This is a genomic window from Rasiella rasia (assembly GCF_011044175.1).
In the GTDB taxonomy this organism is placed as follows: Bacteria; Bacteroidota; Bacteroidia; order Flavobacteriales; family Flavobacteriaceae; genus Marinirhabdus; species Marinirhabdus rasia.
The window spans coordinates 1159219-1178496 of record NZ_CP049057.1; the positions used below are offsets into that span (position 1 = coordinate 1159219).

Sequence of the window (19278 nt, forward strand, 5' to 3'; positions counted from 1 at the left end):
GTAAGAAGTCAGAATTAAAGTCCTTGTTCCATCTTACGGATATATGCGTTTAATAATTTTGACTCTTCTTCCTAATACTTGCTTTTGGCTTCTTATTTAAAAAATGAATCTACAAATTCAAATTTATTAAATACTTGCAGGTCTTCAATACCCTCACCAACACCAATATATTTTACTGGTATCTGAAACTGATCACTTATACCAATTACAACACCGCCTTTTGCAGTACCATCTAGTTTAGTGACAGCAAGGCTTGTTACCTCTGTAGCGGCAGTAAACTGTTTTGCCTGCTCAAATGCATTTTGCCCAGTAGAACCGTCTAACACAAGTAATACATCGTGTGGCGCGTCTCCTACTACTTTTTGCATAACTCGCTTCACCTTGGTAAGCTCATTCATTAAGTTAATTTTATTGTGAAGTCGGCCTGCTGTATCTATGATTACCACATCGGCATCCTGATTAACAGCACTTTCTAGTGTGTCGAAAGCAACACTAGCTGGATCGCTACCCATACTTTGTTTCACAATAGGTACTTCTGTGCGATCTGCCCACACTTGCAATTGGTCTATGGCTGCGGCACGAAATGTATCTGCGGCACCCAGCACTACTTTTTTACCAGCCTTTTTAAACTGAAAAGCTAACTTACCAATTGTTGTAGTTTTACCTACACCATTTACTCCAACCACCATAATAACGTGTGGTTTAGTTCCTGATGGAATTTCAAATTCTGTGGCATTTCCAGAATCTACTTCGCTAAGGAGTCCTGCGATTTCTTCTCTAAGAATTAGGTTGAGCTCATCTGTACCTAAATATTTGTCTTTAGAAACGCGGGCTTCAATACGATCAATAATTTTGAGGGTGGTATTTACTCCAACGTCGCTAGAGACTAAAACTTCTTCGAGGTTATCGAGTACATCGTCATCTACTTTGCTCTTTCCCGCAACAGCTTTGGAAAGTTTATCAAGAAAGGTAGTTTTAGTTTTCTCCAGACCTTTGTCTAGGGTTTCCTTTTTCTCTTTACTAAATATTTTTTTAAAAAAACTCATGTTTTCGGTGATGCATTTTGATGTTTAGTTGGCTAGGTAGTTCTTTATACGTGTTACAATTTCGTTGCGCTAAGGATAGCAGCGGCATCCCCCGATAGCTATCGGGGATACAGCGGATAGCCTGACCCCGATAAAAATCGGGGGAGCGCCCCAAAACGTATAAAAATACGAAAAGCCACCTTTGTAAAAAAGTGGCTTTACTAAATATCTTATAAACGGGTTATCGTTTGCTTAACCAATCGTTAACCTTGTCTGGAGCCATGATAGACTCTACAAATGTGTAAGCGCCTGTTTTTTCAGACTTTACCATTTTGATGGCTTTCGTTAAACGCTTAGATCCTGTTTGTAATGATGCTACTGATTTCTTTGCCATGACTCTAACTTATTTTATCTCTTTATGAACCGTCATTTTTTTAAGAATAGGGTTGAATTTCTTCAACTCCATACGGTCTGGAGTGTTCTTTTTATTTTTCGTGGTGATATAGCGAGAAGTTCCTGCCATACCGCTTTCTTTATGCTCGGTACATTCTAAAATTACCTGAACTCTGTTTCCCTTTTTAGCCATTATCTAATGCTTTTTATTTGGAATTACTGGTTTAAGAACCCTTTTTGACGGGCTTCTTTCACTACAGCGTAGATTCCTTTTTTATTGATGTCTTTTAATGCAGAAGTACAAACCTTTAGCGTTAACCACTGATCTTCTTCTGGAATGTAGAAGCGTTTTTTAACGAGATTCACGTTAAACTTACGCTTTGTCTTGTTCATCGCGTGGGATACGTTGTTCCCTACCATTGCTCTTTTGCCCGTAAGCTCACAAACTCTTGACATTACTTATTGTTTTTAGTTATTTTAAAACAGGGTGCAAATTTAAATAAATTAATCGGTTTGAACAACAACATCAACTTAGTTTTTTAAAATTTCTTTGAGAAGCATTTCAAAAGCCTTGTTGGTGGCTTTCGCAATCACGCGTTCTCTTAGATTTCCAAAAACAAATTTCTCTGAAATTACACCCCTAGGTGAAGCCACCGCGATATACACTGTACCCACTTCATCTACTGCATCACCCTTGGTTGGGCCAGCAATACCCGTAGTTGCTACTGCATAATCGCTGCCAAATAATTTGGTACATTGCTGTGCCATGGCCTCTGCTACTTCACCACTTACTACAGTATGTTTTTTTATGAGCATAGCATCTACTCCCAATATTGAAGTTTTCTGCCGTGTTTCATAAGGCACTACCCCTCCTTTAAAATAGGCAGAGGCTCCTGCTGTAGCCGTAATCTCTTGAGCTATAGCGCCTCCCGTACAACTTTCGGCTACACTTAAGAAAGCTTTTTGTTGAACTAATACTTCGGAAATTCGTTGTTGAATATTGGCTTCATCTTCATACCCTACCGCAATGTCTTGTAGCAGGTCATGTAAAGCGTCCATTTGCTGGTCTACGGCCCTTCTTAACACCTGTTCATCTGTTCCTTTAGAAGAAAGCCTAAGTCGTACACGACCTAAAGAGGGCAAGTAAGCTAGTTTAATAGTTTCTGGAAGTGCTGCTTCCCAAGTTTTTATTTGTTCTTGTATTTCACTCTCACCTCTTCCGTAGGTGAGTAATGTTTTATGATAGATATGAGGCCTGCTGTATTTTTTAATCACCCGAGGAATAACCTCATTTCTCATAAGGTACTTCATCTCATACGGCACTCCTGGCATAGAAACAAACACTGTATTCTGTTTTTCCATCCACATACCTGGAGCAGTGCCATGAATGTTGTTTAAAATTGTAGCCGTAGCAGGAACCATGGCCTGCGTAAGGTTACTAGGCAGTGGTTTAAGATTTACGTAGGTAGCAAAAATATGCTTGATATTTTCTAGCACTTCCTGATTTTCTACGAGGGTATCATTAAAGTAAGTACAGAACGTCTCTTTGGTAATATCGTCTTTTGTAGGGCCTAGCCCTCCAGTTACCAACACTAAATCTACACGTTGTTGTGCGTCTTTTAGTGCTTGTAAGATATGTTCTTTCTCATCCTGAATTGAAGTAATCTGATACACCTGCACCCCAATACTATTGAGTTGTTTACTTATAAAAACAGAGTTTGTATCTACAATTTGGCCTATGAGAATTTCATCGCCAATGGTTATAATTTCTGCTAACATTTACAGCGAAAAGTCTCTTTTTAGTTCGTCAAAAACTGTGTTTACAGTTTCTACAACCCGCTCCATTTGTTCTTGAATAGCATTATTATTTTTTGAAGAGCGCGTCCAAGTCTCAATGCTTGTTATATCCTTTTCTAGCCCAAGACCAAACATTTCGAAGTTGGGCTTCATTTTGTGCGCAAATTGGTATGCTAGTTCTTTATTGTCATTAGAAACAGCTTCTTCTAATGCGTGAAGGTCGGGTGGTATTTCTTCTAGAAAAGTCTTGGCAACAATGATCATAAATTCTTGATCACCCCCAGAAATTTCTTCTAATTTTTCTCTTGAATAGTGTGTACTCATTTATTTTACTTTAATGGAAAAGGCTTGTTTGTCTTCTATAAATCCTGTTAGTATGTCGTTGGGGAATACTTTGCCAACTCCTGCTGGCGTACCTGTAAATATAACATCTCCAATCTTTAAAGTAAAATATTTTGAAATATATTCGATTAACGCATCAATTTTCCATAATTGTAAGGCCGTACTTGCTTGCTGTACAACAGCTCCATTGCGTTCTAACCGAAAGGAAATATCGTCTACTGAGGCGAATGTTATCTTAGGATAAAATTTCCCAATTACAGCAGCACCATCAAATCCTTTTGCCTTTTCCCATGGTAGCCCCTTTTGCTTTAGTTCCTGCTGAAGATCTCGAGCGGTAAAGTCAATACCCAGTCCGATCTCATCGTAATATTTATGAGCAAATTGTTGCTGGATGTGTTTTCCTATTTTCTTGATTTTTACCAGCACCTCTACTTCATGGTGAATATCATCTGAAAAATCTGGTATGAAAAAAGGTTGTTTTTTCAATAAAATTGCCGTGTCAGGTTTTAGAAAAACAACCGGATCTGTAGGTTTCTCATTCTCTAATTCTTTGATATGATCTGTGTAGTTTCGGCCTATGCAAATGAGTTTCATGAGCGTATATTTCAATTGTCAATTTCGGGTTGTACGTAATGCACAAAACAGAGTTCTTATTTCTTTGTGGCTTCAAGAGCACTTTAACCTAGCGCAGTATAACATCTCTGTCACCAAGGAAGCACTATAATTTATTGTTCAGTTTTTGAAGTTTCAATCGGGTGAGTACTTTTTTGGTATACAGCGGAAAATCGGCGTTTAACAACCATCCAAAATAGCCTGGTTCTTTTTCCATTACCTCATCAACTAGTTTTCCGCGATGCTTTCCGAAGGAAAAAACTTCTCTTCCTTGTTTGTCATATCCAATATACCCAGCAAAATCGGCAAAGTTTTTATGTGCGCTAAAGTTTGCTAAAAACTTGGTGTCATTTTCGAGATCAGCATATCTGTCTAATTGCGCTTTTAAAACTTCGTAAGTAGCGTTTGTATCTGCCGCAGCACTGTGCGCATCAACAAGCTCTTTATCGCAGTAAAACTTATACGCAGCTTCGAGGGTCCGCTTTTCCTTTTTATGAAAAATAGTCTGCACATCTACAGCTAAATTCTTCTTTAAGTCTAAATCAACTTCTGCTCTTAGCAACTCTTCGGCTAACAGGGGAATATCGAATCTATTACTATTATAACCTCCCAAATCACTATCTTTTAACAAGTCTTGTACTTTAGGTGCGAGCTCTTTAAATGTAGGCTCATTTGCCACCATCTCATCAGAAATACCATGAATAGCTGTTGTCGCGGGTGGAATGGGTACCGTAGGATTTACACGCCAGACATGACTTTCTTTGTTGCCATTGGGAAATACTTTTAGGATTGCTATTTCAACAATACGGTCTGAGGCGACGTTGGTTCCTGTAGTTTCTAGATCGAAAAAACAGATAGGTCTTTTTAAATTTAATTCCATTGGTACGGTTTGTGTTACAAAGGTACTAATTGTTACTTTTGTGCTATGTTGAAAAAACTACTTTTTATTACCGTATTATTGGCATCCTTTGGAAGCTATGCTCAAGGCCTTAAAGTTCTTATTACTGAAAAGAAAAAAGGGAAGCGTATTGTGCTTGTTGCTGAAAATAAAACCACAGATACGCTCAATGTATTCTTGATGGTAAATGCGCAAGGCTACCGAAAGAGCGCTAGCAAGCCAGTAATTAAAAACATTCCCCCAAAAGCCAAGGTACCCATGATAACGCTTATTGAATTATCTGGGGAAGAATCTACTTATACTTACGACTTAATCGTTAACGAAGAAGAACTTGACATAAATATTAGTCACGACAATCAGGTAAAAGATATTGAACGAACCATTGACGGACGCCTGGTACTTTTTTCTGCAGATGGTTGTGAAAAATGCACAGTGTTATCAGACTCATTAACAAAACGACGTATAGACCATCGGGTATTCAACATTAATGAAAATCCTGTAGTATACCGACAGTTTATGGCATTTATTGAACGTAAACTTACAAGTGAAACCAAGATTAGATTTCCGGTTATTTGGAATAAAGACGAAGCTGTTTTTGGGTATGATGATTTGGAAAAAACAATTTCTGAATTAGCAAAACAGTAAAAACTGCTCTCAAATTGAAAGAGCAGTAACTGACTTTACTTTTGTTCTACAATGCACAATCTCCGTTCTGCATATTGGCTAACGATGGATTATAGGCATTATTCTCTGTTGTAAACGAAGCGATATTTCCCGAATTAACTGCATTTGATAATCCGCAGTAATCGGTTAAAAAATAATTGCTGGTAAAATATGCGCTAGTCACACTATTCAAATTAGAAAACATATCAAGATTAATTAACCCCTGGTTATCTGCTATTAAAAGCTTATTTCCAACAGAAGTAATATTCTGTAAGCCATCCCAACTAGCCGCATTTCCCAATCCAATAATAGAAAGTTCGTCGGTTACAGTAGTAATCTGAGACAAGCCAGATGTATTCTGAAGGTTAGGCAGGTCTACGAGTTGTAAATTTTCAATTGTACCTGAAATCCCAGACAATGCATCTATATTGGTGAGCAATTCATTACTATGAATTGATATCGACCCACGATCGCCCTCGATAGAGATATTGCTAAGACCATTAATATGTTGAAGTTTCGGGTTTAGCCCAATATAAATTCCAGTAACATTATTATATGATGGCTCGATTAAAGTGGTAATACCCGATAATCCATCAATAGTGGTTAACACTTCATTTCTAGATATATCAAGCAGAAAAAATTTTGAGGTAATATTTACGAGTGCATCTATATTTTGTAGCGCATCATTATCACTTACCTGAAGGTAATCTTCTACAACACTAAGGTTGTGTAACCCCTCTAATGTCTCTAAGCTATTTGTTCCATTTATATAAAGGCTGAAAACACTGCGAATGTTCTGCAACGGACTTAAATCTACAATAGGATCTTGCTCGCCTTCGGCTTCCTCAATAATGAGCTCTGTTGTTATTCCGCAGTAATTATTGGCTCCAAAAGAGTCTACTTCGGCCTGATTGGTTAAACGCACTTCTCCATCAAATATATTAAGAGTACAGGTATTAGTAGTTGTAAATGAAATTTCATCGCTATAGGCCACTCCCGTTGCATTCTCTGCATATGCGCGTACATAATACACCGTGTTAAAGGCTAAGTTTTCCATTACGCTGGTAAAGCTTGTACTACCATTTCCATCAGTGGTTGTAAAATTAGTGAGGTCGGGATTGGGAGAAGTGTCCCAACAAATCCCTTTTTTGGTAATAGCAGAGTTACCACTATCTATAATTGAAGCTCCCGAACTAGCAACATCTCCTTCAATTAGAACTACAGGACTCACACTAATTCTAGCGAGCGTTTGATCTTCGGTCTGCACTTCACTGTCGTCTTCACTACAACTAAAAAGTGAGACCATTAATACTATTACTAAAATTATGTATCTGTGCGTTAATTTTGTCATGCTACTTAGTTTTTCTAATAATTAATTTATTCTGGAGTCTTCCACTTAGAAGTCTGTAGCATTCAGAAAAGGTTGCGTGCATGAATAAAATTCATAAAAAAACCGTTCTTGTATTGGAACGGTTTTTTACAATATATTTTTTTACTATAACTAATTTTCCTCGATGTAGTAGTTTAATTCATAACTATTACCGTTATCATAGGTAATTTCCGTAGGATACTCTAATCCTGAATACTCATAACCGTACGTTCTAAGCACATCACCATTTACCTTTATCGACACGACATTATTAGCACTTCTCATCAAAAAAAGTTCGGGTATATATTTTAATCTACCATAAAGGTTATCTATATCTAGCCATCGTACTCCAGCGGCTAATTTTGTAGGTGACCCACCACTTATGGCAAACATTGTATAAGTAGCGTAGCTTTTCTTAGTATCGTATGCTATTTCATACAAAACATCGTTTTTTACATCGTTTAATTGCACCAGGTTTTCATTGGCATACTCAAAGGTCATTTCATCAATGGTAACTCCATTCGCATTAAACATTTCAAAATATTGAATTTTTCCTTGTGCATTTCTATTGAGTTCAACGGTATAGGTATAATCGAAAGTAGGAGATGCTAAATTGTCTCTATGTCTTATAGAATACGCATTAGAGCTTGTAAAATCATACTCCATTATTAGCGGGGTATCACTAATAAAAGCATTTTTAATATATGAAAATGAAGTCCCTAAATATTCAAAGTCGGTAAAAATCCCATAGATATCACCTCGTTCAAGCTGTTTGGTTATTCTACCTTGACTATCGTAAACAAATTCTAAATCTGTGACATAACTTTCTGTGCTGCTAAGTAATTCGTTGTTATCATAAAAGCAATAAGGTTCGTCTGCTCCAATCGATTTCAATAAAAAATTGTAATCATCTGGATTAATTGTAGAAAAAGCAATTTCTTCTGTATAAATAGCACCATCAATATCGCCTATAACTTTAAAAACGTAAGAGGTGTTAAACATTAAATCTTCTAGCACATATCCCGGATTTAGCTTATTAGCCTCCAACAATTCGTCATTTAGATAAAGGTCGTAAGACACGTCAATATTCACTTCCCGTGTAGGGCGTTTCCAAGAAAATTCTACATAATCAAAAAATACTGTGGCTTCTAGGTCCATTGATCCATCAGTACTAGAATCATCATCTCCTTTATCACAAGAAATGGTAAGAGTAGAAATGGCTACGAGAAAAAATATATAAACGTTTTTCATAAAATAAGTAGAAAATTTTAGAATTACACTTCTGTCATAGTCGCCAAAGGTTGCTTCTGCTTTCTTCTATAATAATAAAATCCGCTCTCAGCTGAAATCGGTTTAATTTTAGTCTAACTTCGGAAATTTTAAATCTCTCTATTAACGTCCCAAGCCTCTAAGTAATCGGCAACTGCTTTTACAAACTGTCCTCCTAGTGCCCCGTTTACAACTCTATGATCATAACTATGGCTCAAGAACATTTTGTAACGAATACCAATAAAGTCACCATCTGGAGTTTCGATTACAGCTGGTACTTTTCTAATGGCTCCTAAGGCTAGAATACCTACTTGTGGTTGATTTATAATAGGTGTTCCCATAATACTTCCAAAAGTACCCACATTGGTTACTGTGTAGGTTCCACCTTGTATTTCATCAGGTTTTAATTGACCTTCTCTTGCACGTCCCGCCAAATCATTCACGGCTTTACTCATACCCACCAAGTTTAATTGATCGGCATTTTTAATAACAGGCACAATAAGATTACCATCTGGCAGCGCGGCTGCCATTCCTAAGTTTATATTTTTTCGTTTAATAATAGTATCGCCATCTACAGCAATATTCATCATTGGGAAGTCCTTCAAGGCTTTCGCAACAGCTTCCATAAAGATAGGCGTAAAGGTTAGGTTCTCCCCTTCACGTTGTGCGAAATCATTTTTTACTTTTTTACGCCAGTTCCAAATTTTTGTAACATCGGCTTCAATAAATGATTGTACATGTGCACTGGTTTGCACGCTATCAACCATGTGATGCGCTATGAGTTTCCCCATGCGTGTCATTTCTATAATTTCGTCACCACCATTTACAGAAACTGGAGCTGCGGTCTTAGCAGCTGGTTTTTTAGTTTCTACAGCGGCCTTAGGTTGAGAACTATCTACTGCGTTCGATGTAACAGCTTGCTTCGAACTACGATTCTCAACATATTGCAAAATATCATTTTTGGTCACGCGGGCATCTTTCCCTGATCCGGTAATGCTATCTAATTCTGCCTGTGAAATTCCTTCTTCTTTTGCAATATTTTTCACCAAAGGAGAGTAAAAACGATCTTCAGAACTCTCAATTACAGAACTTGTAGAAGCCTTGGCTGCAGTTATCGTGTCTTCAACAGCTGCTGCTGTTTTGGGTGCTTCAGCAGGTGTTGCTGTACTAGCAGGTGCAGCTTCAGTTGAAGTTCCCTCACCTTCTATCTCGATAATAGCAATAGTTTGTCCTACCTGAATGACATCATCTACTTCAAAAAGTTTTTCTACCAATATACCATCCACCTCACTAGGAACTTCACTGTCTACTTTGTCTGTAGCAATTTCTAGCACCGCTTCGTCTGCTTCAATGGTATCACCCACTTCTTTCAGCCAGTTGGTTAATGTAGCTTCTGCCACACTCTCACCCATTTTAGGTAGTTTCAATTCAAATGTTGCCATTATAGAAAGTTTCAATTTTTACGGAGGCAAAATTAATCAAAAATTAGCCGTTTATGTATTCATTTTGTGGAAAATTAAGAAAACAAAAGTACCCCGCCTTTATCATCGCTTTGATCACTGCCTAAGATAAAATTACAGCCTGGGGGACGTATGCGAAATTGGTTTCCTCGATTTTTACATTGCCGCATCACTTGAAATATCTGATTGTAGGGTATGTAATCTGCATCAAAAATAAGCATGGTATTACTAACATGACCATCTTGAAATATACTTTTAGAAGATGCTTTAAGTGGCACAGTTACTACTTCGGAAAGTTTCTGCAACATGCCAATGTTATCTGTAATTACAATCGCTTCAGACGGGTTGGAGACCTGACGTTTCTTTTTACTAATTGCTTGCTTCTTTCGTAATTTCGCCAGCCCTACACCTACTTTAACCGAAATATCTAAAAGTACATTGGTCTTAAAATGCTTCTTATAGAAAATCTGCATGGCCCCATAAAAACGTTGTAAATAAGCCGCGTCTTTCTTTGTACTCTCACCTTTGTAGTGTAACGTGTCTACCGCTCCAAAATAATAGTTGGTGTAACCTGCCTGCGTAATTTTATACGATAGGTCGATATCCTCCCCGTACATAAAATAATCCTCATCAAAACCATTAACTTCATTGTATACACTTCGCTTTAAAAACATAAAAGCACCAACTAACACCGCTATTTCACCTTCCCCTGACGGGTCAACTCCCATAGCGTAGTATTTTTTAGTACGTCCTAACAGTTTTAATAACGAGGCTTTTGGAGTGGGTAAATTTCGTTTACTCTCTGGTAAGAAATTACCAGTACCGTCTAGTAGATAAACACCCATTGCGCCAAGCTTAGGCAATTCTTCAGCTTTTTGGAAGCACTTTAAAAATGTATCTTCAGCAACTGCGGTATCTGGGTTTAAAATACATACATATTCTCCCTTAGCAACTGCCACCGCCTGATTGTTTGCAACGCTAAAACCTACATTTTCTTTGTTTTCAATTAATACTACCTTCGGAAATTTCTCTGCAACCATAGCGCAACTTCCATCAACCGAAGCATTGTCAATCACTATAATTTCAGCATCCAAATTACCTATAGCACGTTCTACGCTACGTACACATTGCTCTAAGAAATAGCGCACATTATAATTAAGAATGACAACAGACAGCTTCACAGACGCTTAATTTTTCAAGGAAGTTTCAAAAGGAATACGATGTACAATACTTCTTCCTAGGGTTACCTCATCTGCATATTCCAGCTCGTCTCCTACAGATATCCCTCTGGCAATAGTAGTGGTTTTTATATTGAAAGATTCAATTTGTTTAAAGATGTAAAAGTTAGTAGTATCTCCTTCCATAGTAGAACTAAGAGCGAAAATAAGTTCTTCTACCCTACCATTTTTAACCTTGTCTATAAGCGATTGTATAGTAAGCTCGCCTGGCCCCACACCATCCATTGGAGAAATTTTACCTCCCAATACGTGGTAGTGGCCTTTATACTGACTCGTATTTTCTATAGCCATGACATCTCGAATGTCTTCTACAACGCAAACCAAGGCTTCATTCCGATTAGGATTTGCGCAAATCTCACATAATTTAGTATCTGAAATATTATGGCAATTAGAGCAAAAGTTTACTTCTTCACGCATCTTGCGAAGGCTTTCTGCCAATGTTACTGTTTGGTTCTCAGACTGTTTTAGAAGATGCAACACCAATCGCAGCGCAGTGCGCTTACCAATGCCAGGGAGTTGTGACATTTCATTTACAGCGTTTTCTAATAATTTTGAAGAGAATTCCATCGGTGCGTGAAGATAAAAAAAATGCTTCAGATAAGATCACCCTTGTCTGAAGCATTTTTTAACTAAAGTTGTATTTTATTTTTTCAACAACTTTTTGGTCGCCGTTCCATTTTCGGTATTAATTCTAACAAAATAAACGCCGCTTTGTAATGATGAAATTGCAATGGATTGTGAGCCATCTAACATAGTTTCATTTTTATAGATAACTAATTTTCCTGTAGCGTCATAAATTCGTACTGCTCCAGACAATGCCTCTCTTGTAGATACAGTCACTTCATCACCCGCTGGGTTTGGGTAAATCGATATACTTTCAGCAAACGTATTGGTTCTTGTTCCTAAAATGATACTAGGATCTGCTGTTGGCGACACCCATAAACCACGACCATAACTCGCCGCATAAAGTTCATTATTTGCGGTATGAATTTCTAATTCATTAATAATTACGTTAGGTAAATTATTGCTAAATGGCTGCCATTCTGTTAAGCCTGCGTCTATATAATAAATTCCGTAGTCCATACCCACATACAAACCATCGCCACCGTTGTCATGCCACACCACTGCAAGTGCGCTAAAATCTGGAAGGTTTAATTTCATACTTTCCCAATTTTCACCGCCATCATGAGACACCAATACTTTGTTAGTAGACGCTATAGCTACGGCAACGGTATTTGGTTTTGTAGGATGTATTGCAATGCTGTTTACTTGCCCGTTTGGAGACGTTACAGGACTCCAATTTGTTGCTCCACCGTCTTCTGTGCGAAAAATTTGACCACTAACAGATAAATACATAATCTGGTTATTTGAAGGCGCAATTTTCAGGTGATTCAAGTTGTTTGGAAATGATTGAGAGATAGCCGCCCATGAATTTCCTTTGTTAGTAGATTTATACACCCTATCGAATCCGGCGTAGATTGTATTTGTTACTACCGGATCTTGCTCAAACGGAGTAACCCAGTTTCCTGAAGCAGGGTTATTAAGTCCGCTCAAGTTATTGGCACCATCATCTGTCCTATACATACCTCCAAACTGAATCATTCCATACATAACATTTGGATCATCTTTGTCTACAAATCCTTCCATACCGTCTGCACCAATCCAATCTGTCCATATACCCGTTGCTTCATCGTAAAAAGAACTTCCGTTGTCCTGACTTCCACCAGTTACAAGCACATCTGGTGTTTGAGAAATACCAATTTTGTACCATTGTCTAATACCAATGCCTGCCGTAATATCTTCGTAATAGTCTGCTGTAACATTACTGGTATTTTCAGCTTTAAAAATTCCGCCATCGGTACCTGCATACAGTGTTGTGCCTTGAAATAACAACAAATCTACATCTGCATGACAGTAGCCAATATTTGCATTTGCTGCAGCATTAGGAATCCAATCTGCAGTACAACTAAACGAAACTCCGGCATCTGCAGAACGCCATGTTAAAACTCCAGCAATGTGTACTTCATCTGCGTTATCTGGGTTTACCGCAACGTCCATATCTCTTGGAGCCTGACCTCCAGATTCGATACCAGCCGTATCATACCCAAAGTAATTTCGTCCTGCATGGTTTCTTTCTATAAATGTTGCGCCACTATCAGTCGACATATAAAAAGCTCCAAATGAACCGCCGTCTGCCTCTAACACATATACTCTATTTGAATCGTCTGGAGATACGCCTATCATTTTTGGTCCATTTCCTAGACCTGCAACGGTAGCAAATGTTACTCCAGAATCTGTAGAAACATGAAAACCTTCTCCAGATGCATAAACCGTAGTAGGATCTCCTGGTTTAAACTCAACATCGTACGCCCGTCCGTCTACTCCTATAGAATTCCATGTGGCCCCCGAGTCTGCAGATCTAAAAATTCCTGCGTTTTGAGAGCAGGCATACATAATTGCATTGTTAGAAGGGTCTATCACAATTTTATTGATAAGTGAATTACTCATATCTGCCATCTCTGTCCAAGTAGCACCCGCATCTGTAGATTTAAATATGAGTCCGCTAGAAGACCCAAAATAATAGGTATCACTATCTGAAGGATCTATAGTTACCGCGTACACAGTAAGGTTAGTAAAAGTATCTCCTAGAGGCTCCCAATTCTCACCACCATCTAGTGTACGCCATACACCCCCTGTATTTGCTCCAATTATAATATGGTCTGTATTGGTTTGGTCTATTGCAATTCCGGTGATTCGTCCAACACCAGGATTCCAACTTGTAGAACCATTTTTTTCAAAGGGCCCCAATTCTAGCCAATTGTCATTTAGGGCTTGACGCGTAGCTGCTGTTTCGTTTAAGTATTGGTTATAGCGTTGTAATTCGGTTAAATTTTCAGTAATCGTTGGTAGGTAACCCGATTCGTTTTGAAGGCGATTTGCCATGTATTCCCAACGTTTAAATTGTTTATACCCAGTGCCTCTACCTTTGTCTTTATCTGCAAAGTAAGCTTCTGCTTCTTGAACGACTTCAGATACAGCATACGTACCTGCGTCAATCATTTCTAAATATTCTTGTGCCGTGTTTTGCTGAAATATAAAAACGACAAGTGCGAGTAAGGAAAATTTTAATTTCATAAGGATGGTAGTAAACAATTAATTTTCAAACGATTTCAAAAGTATTAAAAAATAAAATGAAGATGGCTTCAAACTTTGTATTTTTACACACACTTCTAAGTCAAAAAAAGCATGCAACCCTTACATATTTTATTGTTAATTGGCGGTTATTTTGGAATGCTACTCCTTATTTCATACTTAACCAATCGCGGGGGAAGCAATGACGACTTTTTTAAAGCTGGTAAACAATCGCCTTGGTACCTAGTAGCGTTTGGTATGATTGGAGCATCTCTTAGTGGGGTGACATTTATATCTGTGCCTGGCGCTGTTGCTGCAACAAGCTTTAGTTACTTTCAAGTTGTTCTGGGCTATACAGTGGGCTATGCAGTAATTGGTCTTGTGCTCTTACCCTTGTACTATAGACTTAACTTAACATCTATTTATACCTATTTAGATCAGCGCTTCGTAAATGCATCATACAAAACAGGGGCGTCTTTCTTTTTACTCTCAAGAGTCGTTGGGGCAAGTTTCAGACTGTACTTAGTTGCCATTGTATTACAAGATTTGGTATTCGATAAAATGCCATTTTTTGGGCAACAAGGAGTTCCGTTTTGGGTAACAGTTACCATTACAATCTTATTAATCTGGCTGTACACGTTTAAAAGCGGTATTAAAACCATAGTTTGGACAGACACGCTTCAAACCCTTTTTATGCTTTTAGCGCTAGGGGTAGGAATTTACTACGTATCTGAAGGATTAGGAATAGGCGGAAGCAATCTTATCACTACAATATCGGAAAGCGATTTATCGCAAATTTTCTTCTTCGACGACTACAAAAGCGGACAATACTTCATTAAACAATTTATTAGCGGTGCTTTTATTGCTATTGTAATGACGGGCTTAGATCAGGATATGATGCAAAAAAACCTAACCTGTAGAAATTTAAAAGATGCCCAAAAGAACATGTTTTGGTTTACCCTAGTACTAACCATTGTAAACTTAGTATTCTTAGGTCTAGGGCTGTTACTAACGCTCTACGCGCAACAAAATGGTATTGATGCTGCCAAAGACAAGCTATTTTCTACCATTGCCGTAGATTCGGGCTTAGGAATTGGTTTGGCCGTATTTTTCCTTCTCGGACTTATTGCGGCAGCCTACAGTAGTGCCGATAGCGCACTTACATCGTTAACTACATCGTTTAGTATCGATATTTTAGATATTGAAAAGAAGCGCTCAAAGGCAGATCAAATAAAGATTAGAAAGCGCGTACACATTGGTATGTCGCTCTTACTCATTTTAGTAATTATCTTTTTTAACTATGCCATCGGCGACACGTCGGTTATCGTGAAGCTTTTCACATTTGCTGGCTATACGTATGGGCCATTATTAGGCTTGTATGCTTTTGGATTGTTTAGCAAGTGGAAAGTAAAAGATAAGTGGGTTCCGTTGGTGGCGATTCTTACCCCTTTTATTGGGTATGCCATTAGCTATTTTAGTGAAGCTTGGTTTCGTTTTGAATTTGGCTTTTTTATCCTAATTCTTAATGGCGCCCTTACCTACTTAGGTTTAATATTGGTTCGTGCCCAAAAGAACTAACGTACACGCTTCCTCTACCTTAATATTATTTTCTCTCAACAACTTGTAAAACTTCGGATTTTCGGTTCCTGGATTAAAAATTACACGTTTGGGGTGTAGTGAAATAATATAGTTGTAGTACGCTTCCTGTCTAGACGGATTTAAATAGAGAGTTACGGTATCTATTTCTTCATATTCTTCTTTTTCGGTGGAAATTTCCACCCCTGCAACTTCTCCTTCCCGTAAACCAATAGCTTTAACGGGGTGATTATACATTACTAGCCGTTGAATTGCCATATTAGAATAGCGCTCCGGCTTCAAGCTTGCTCCAAGTACGAGTGTCTTTTTCATATGTCAAATTTCGGAATAACTTTAACGCCAAAAAGACGCTTTCCGCTAAAAGAATGTTAAAAAAATAATTCGTTGTAACAATTTGAAACCTGCTACGTCTATATAATAGAAATATTTCATGTTTTTGTTGTGAAAAATTTTACGTTGATGGTTAGTGTTAATAATAGCAACAAAAACGAAAACCCGAAGTTCTAGACTTCGGGTTTTTTTTTTGAATTCAATGTAACATAATTTCTGTTCTAGCGTCTTACTTGTAATCAACTTCTATTTTGTGGCTTACTAGCATCAATTGCTATGCTATACAAAGTAGTTTGCAATACATTCATCAAACAATTTAATCAATCAAAAAATGAAACAGTTTTTTTTATTTTTCATGCTATGCACGTTGTTAATTCCTATCTCAGCTGGAGCAACAAACGACATTAAAGGTTCGGTAAGCGGATCTGTATTAGACAAAAACCTTCGCGAACCACTTCCGTATGTAACGATCGCAATAGAACAATTAGACGGTGCTATTCTTACTGGCGGTGTTACCGACGACAATGGAATTTTTAAAATTTCAGAAATACCTGGCGGCACCTATAACGCTTCTATTCAATTTATTGGTTATAAAAAATATACCGCCCAGATAACTATTTCGTCTGGCAACAAGAATATAGATTTAGGGGTTATTTTATTAGAGGAAGATGTTGCTTCTTTAGGAGAAGTAACCGTTACGGCAGAGCGTACAACTATTCAACAAAAACTAGATAGAAAAGTAGTTACTATAGGAAAAGACCTTACCACGTCTGGTCCGACTGCAGCAGATATTATGAACAACCTTCCTTCCGTAAACGTAGATCAGCAAACAGGTGATATTTCGCTACGAGGTAATCAAAACGTACGCGTTATGGTAGACGGAAAGTTAAGTAACGTTCCTATTGCGCAACTTTTAAAACAGATTCCTTCTACCTCTATTAAACAAATAGAACTTATCACCAATCCTTCGGCAAAGTACAATCCCGAAGGTATGAGCGGTATCATTAATATAGTGTTGCACAAAAACACCATGATTGGATTTAACGGGAATGCTTCGGTGGGCCTAACGTATGAAGAAGAAGCCAAATTTAATAGCGCTATTGATATGAACTATAGAAATGGTAAGTTTAATTTCTTCGGAAACTGGGGACATAACAGCTCTAAAAACCAAAACAATGGACATGTTTTTAGACCAGACGACAATTCTGAGCAATTTTTTGATGTGTTAGACAAAGGACGATCTAATCTTTTCAAAGTGGGCGTAGATTTCTACTTAAACGATAAACATACCATTTCAGTTTTTACCAATCAGAATCTTTTTGATGGTGGCACTACCGGACTCACTTCCGTTTTTTACTATGACGAGCCACTTTTTGACCAACAACAACTATTTAGAGCAATGAGCGACAACCGCTCTTCGCAATACAATTTCGACTATAAAATAGACTTTGAAAAAGAAGGTCATAATATTGAGTTGGAAGCAGATTATAACACATTTACAGACGATCAAGATATTGATTTCGATTTTACGGGTAATGCCTTTTTAGATAACTATGAAGATGCATCAGACACAGACCGTGATAGACTTACCGTAAATCTTGATTATGTGAATCCGCTAAACGAAACCACAAAATTAGAATTGGGCGTACAAGCGCTTTTATTTGAAACAAATATAGCGTACAACTCTACCGGAAATTCTCTGAATAGTCAAGGAACCCTTGTGCCAACGCCAAGTACAGATTTCGACTACAAAAGAGATATTTATTCGGCCTATGCCACTTTTGGAAAGAGCTTCGACAAATGGTCTGTACAGTTGGGAGCACGAGTAGAACAGGTAGAAGTGAAAGCAGACACCAACACGGTGAAAGCCTTTACCAACGACTACTTACAGGTGTACCCTTCGGCATTTGTTACTTATACTCCTAGCGAAAAAAACCAAATGCAGCTAAGTTACAGTCGTAGAGTAGACAGACCTGGTATTAGTCAAGTAAATCCTATTAGAGAGTTTACTACACCTTTTATTTCTGCCTTCGGAAATACGCAGTTACAACCTCAGTTTACAAATTCTATTGAAGCAAATTACACGCGCAGTCTTGAAAAAGGAAGCATTACAGGAGGTGTATTTTATCGCGCTATTGAGGACGAAATTAACAGAGCGCTTTTTGTAGATAGAAACGATATTAACCGAGTGATATTAACCTACGATAATTTTGACAATACTAGTGCGTATGGAGTTGAACTCTCAGGAAACTACAGACCCACAAAATGGTGGAGTTTTAATGCAAGTTTCGACCTTTACAACCAAACACAAACTGGTATAAGTGAATTTGTAGATACCAATCAAGCAGATCCATCTGTTGCAGATATCGTAACAGAGACGGTAGAGGTAGATAACACTGCATGGAACTTTAGAGTGTTTAATAATTTTAAAGTAACCAAAACCGTATCACTTTCGGCTTTCGGATTTTATAGAGGACAAAATCGTACCCTCCAATTTGAAATAGAGCCAATGTATTTTGTGAACGTGGGTGCCCGAGTAAGTTTATGGGAAGGTCGCGGAACCTTTAGTCTTAATTACAACGACATTTTTGACACTATGCAATTTGCCTTTGATGGTGTTCGTCCGTACCGCCAAGTAGGTGCCTTTAATTGGGAAAGCAACACCGTGAATGTATCGCTCGCATACCGCTTTGGTGGAGGCAAATACCGAGCAAAGTCTCGTAAGCGACGTGATGACAATGAAAAAGATGGTAGCGGAGGTATTTTTTAATACCGAAACTGTCAAAGTTATGTTAAAACGACTATAGAGGTGCAACGTTTGGCACAGTTTTTAAGTCTATTAAAATGAAACAAGTACCTAAACATTTATAATTTATTTGAATTAGCCTTTAAAAAATTAAAATTGTTGGTTTAAAGCCTCCTATCGTATAAGCGCTGGGGGGCTTTGTTTTTTAAATACCCGCTACTGGGTATTTTGCAGAATGACTTTGATACGTACTTTTGAATTCAACTAAGTAACTAAATGGATTGAGGAAATCTCAACCCTAGTTGCGAGACTAAAATTGAGGAGTTTTAGTTTATATACATGGACCGTTCTTGGGGAAGCGCGGTCCTTTTTTTTTATTTTTTATTTCTGAAAGTTAATTCCAATAAA

Annotated in this window: 18 protein-coding genes; 3 read left to right on the forward strand and 15 right to left on the reverse strand. The window is 37.8% G+C overall.

What is annotated here, in order from left to right:
* Positions 1-92: 92 nt before the first annotated feature.
* The 8 genes from ftsY to G5B37_RS05330 form a co-directional block, all read right to left on the reverse strand.
* The gene (gene ftsY / locus G5B37_RS05295; RefSeq protein ID WP_164679025.1) at positions 93-1046 is read right to left on the reverse strand and encodes a signal recognition particle-docking protein FtsY; all 954 of its coding nucleotides are present in this window, start codon (positions 1044-1046) and stop codon (positions 93-95) included.
* 220 nt (positions 1047-1266) lie between these two features.
* Complete coding sequence (locus G5B37_RS05300; protein WP_164679026.1) at positions 1267-1419, reverse strand: DUF4295 domain-containing protein; 153 nt, start codon at positions 1417-1419, stop codon at positions 1267-1269.
* Positions 1420-1428: 9 nt separating this feature from the next.
* Positions 1429-1611, reverse strand: a complete 183-nt coding sequence (gene rpmG / locus G5B37_RS05305) for a 50S ribosomal protein L33 (RefSeq protein ID WP_164679027.1) — start codon at positions 1609-1611, stop codon at positions 1429-1431.
* Between the two features lie 23 nt (positions 1612-1634).
* Positions 1635-1874 (reverse strand): 50S ribosomal protein L28, encoded by a 240-nt coding sequence (gene rpmB / locus G5B37_RS05310; RefSeq protein WP_164679028.1) that lies wholly within the window; start codon positions 1872-1874, stop codon positions 1635-1637.
* Positions 1875-1949: 75 nt separating this feature from the next.
* Positions 1950-3197 carry a competence/damage-inducible protein A gene (locus tag G5B37_RS05315; protein ID WP_164679029.1) on the reverse strand — a complete coding sequence of 416 codons (1248 nt, stop codon included), beginning with the start codon at positions 3195-3197 and terminating at the stop codon, positions 1950-1952.
* Positions 3198-3539, reverse strand: a complete 342-nt coding sequence (locus G5B37_RS05320) for an Hpt domain-containing protein (RefSeq protein ID WP_164679030.1) — start codon at positions 3537-3539, stop codon at positions 3198-3200. It lies immediately after the preceding gene.
* A complete protein-coding gene (locus G5B37_RS05325; protein WP_164679031.1) occupies positions 3540-4151 on the reverse strand; it encodes a fumarylacetoacetate hydrolase family protein in 612 nt (203 codons plus the stop codon).
* Between the two features lie 124 nt (positions 4152-4275).
* Positions 4276-5049 (reverse strand): 3'-5' exonuclease, encoded by a 774-nt coding sequence (locus G5B37_RS05330; RefSeq protein ID WP_164679032.1) that lies wholly within the window; start codon positions 5047-5049, stop codon positions 4276-4278.
* Positions 5050-5094: 45 nt separating this feature from the next.
* Between G5B37_RS05330 and G5B37_RS05335 the strand changes: the two genes are divergently transcribed.
* Complete coding sequence (locus G5B37_RS05335; RefSeq protein WP_164679033.1) at positions 5095-5712, forward strand: thioredoxin domain-containing protein; 618 nt, start codon at positions 5095-5097, stop codon at positions 5710-5712.
* A gap of 46 nt (positions 5713-5758) precedes the next feature.
* On the opposite strand, the gene G5B37_RS05340 is transcribed toward G5B37_RS05335, so the two are convergent.
* From G5B37_RS05340 to G5B37_RS05365, 6 genes are all read right to left on the reverse strand, one after another.
* Positions 5759-7081, reverse strand: coding sequence for a hypothetical protein (locus G5B37_RS05340; protein WP_164679034.1), 1323 nt, complete (start codon positions 7079-7081; stop codon positions 5759-5761).
* 150 nt (positions 7082-7231) lie between these two features.
* Positions 7232-8350, reverse strand: coding sequence for a hypothetical protein (locus G5B37_RS05345; RefSeq protein ID WP_164679035.1), 1119 nt, complete (start codon positions 8348-8350; stop codon positions 7232-7234).
* A 128-nt stretch (positions 8351-8478) separates the two neighbouring features.
* The gene (locus G5B37_RS05350; protein ID WP_164679036.1) at positions 8479-9810 is read right to left on the reverse strand and encodes a dihydrolipoamide acetyltransferase family protein; all 1332 of its coding nucleotides are present in this window, start codon (positions 9808-9810) and stop codon (positions 8479-8481) included.
* 74 nt (positions 9811-9884) lie between these two features.
* The gene (locus G5B37_RS05355; protein ID WP_164679037.1) at positions 9885-11009 is read right to left on the reverse strand and encodes a glycosyltransferase family 2 protein; all 1125 of its coding nucleotides are present in this window, start codon (positions 11007-11009) and stop codon (positions 9885-9887) included.
* A gap of 6 nt (positions 11010-11015) precedes the next feature.
* Complete coding sequence (gene recR, locus G5B37_RS05360) at positions 11016-11633, reverse strand: recombination mediator RecR (RefSeq protein ID WP_164679038.1); 618 nt, start codon at positions 11631-11633, stop codon at positions 11016-11018.
* A gap of 75 nt (positions 11634-11708) precedes the next feature.
* Complete coding sequence (locus G5B37_RS05365; protein ID WP_164679039.1) at positions 11709-14201, reverse strand: T9SS type A sorting domain-containing protein; 2493 nt, start codon at positions 14199-14201, stop codon at positions 11709-11711.
* Between the two features lie 111 nt (positions 14202-14312).
* Here G5B37_RS05365 and G5B37_RS05370 point away from each other — a divergent pair, with 111 nt between their 5' ends.
* Positions 14313-15776, forward strand: coding sequence for a sodium:solute symporter (locus G5B37_RS05370; protein ID WP_164679040.1), 1464 nt, complete (start codon positions 14313-14315; stop codon positions 15774-15776).
* On the opposite strand, the gene G5B37_RS05375 is transcribed toward G5B37_RS05370, so the two are convergent.
* Positions 15747-16106 (reverse strand): CoA-binding protein, encoded by a 360-nt coding sequence (locus G5B37_RS05375; RefSeq protein WP_164679041.1) that lies wholly within the window; start codon positions 16104-16106, stop codon positions 15747-15749. The two genes, G5B37_RS05370 and G5B37_RS05375, sit on opposite strands and share 30 nt — an antisense overlap.
* A 349-nt stretch (positions 16107-16455) precedes the next feature.
* On the opposite strand from G5B37_RS05375, the gene G5B37_RS05380 reads away from it, so the two are divergent.
* Positions 16456-18894: an outer membrane beta-barrel family protein gene (locus tag G5B37_RS05380; RefSeq protein ID WP_164679042.1), complete on the forward strand. Its 2439-nt coding sequence runs from the start codon at positions 16456-16458 to the stop codon at positions 18892-18894.
* Positions 18895-19278: the final 384 nt, after the last annotated feature.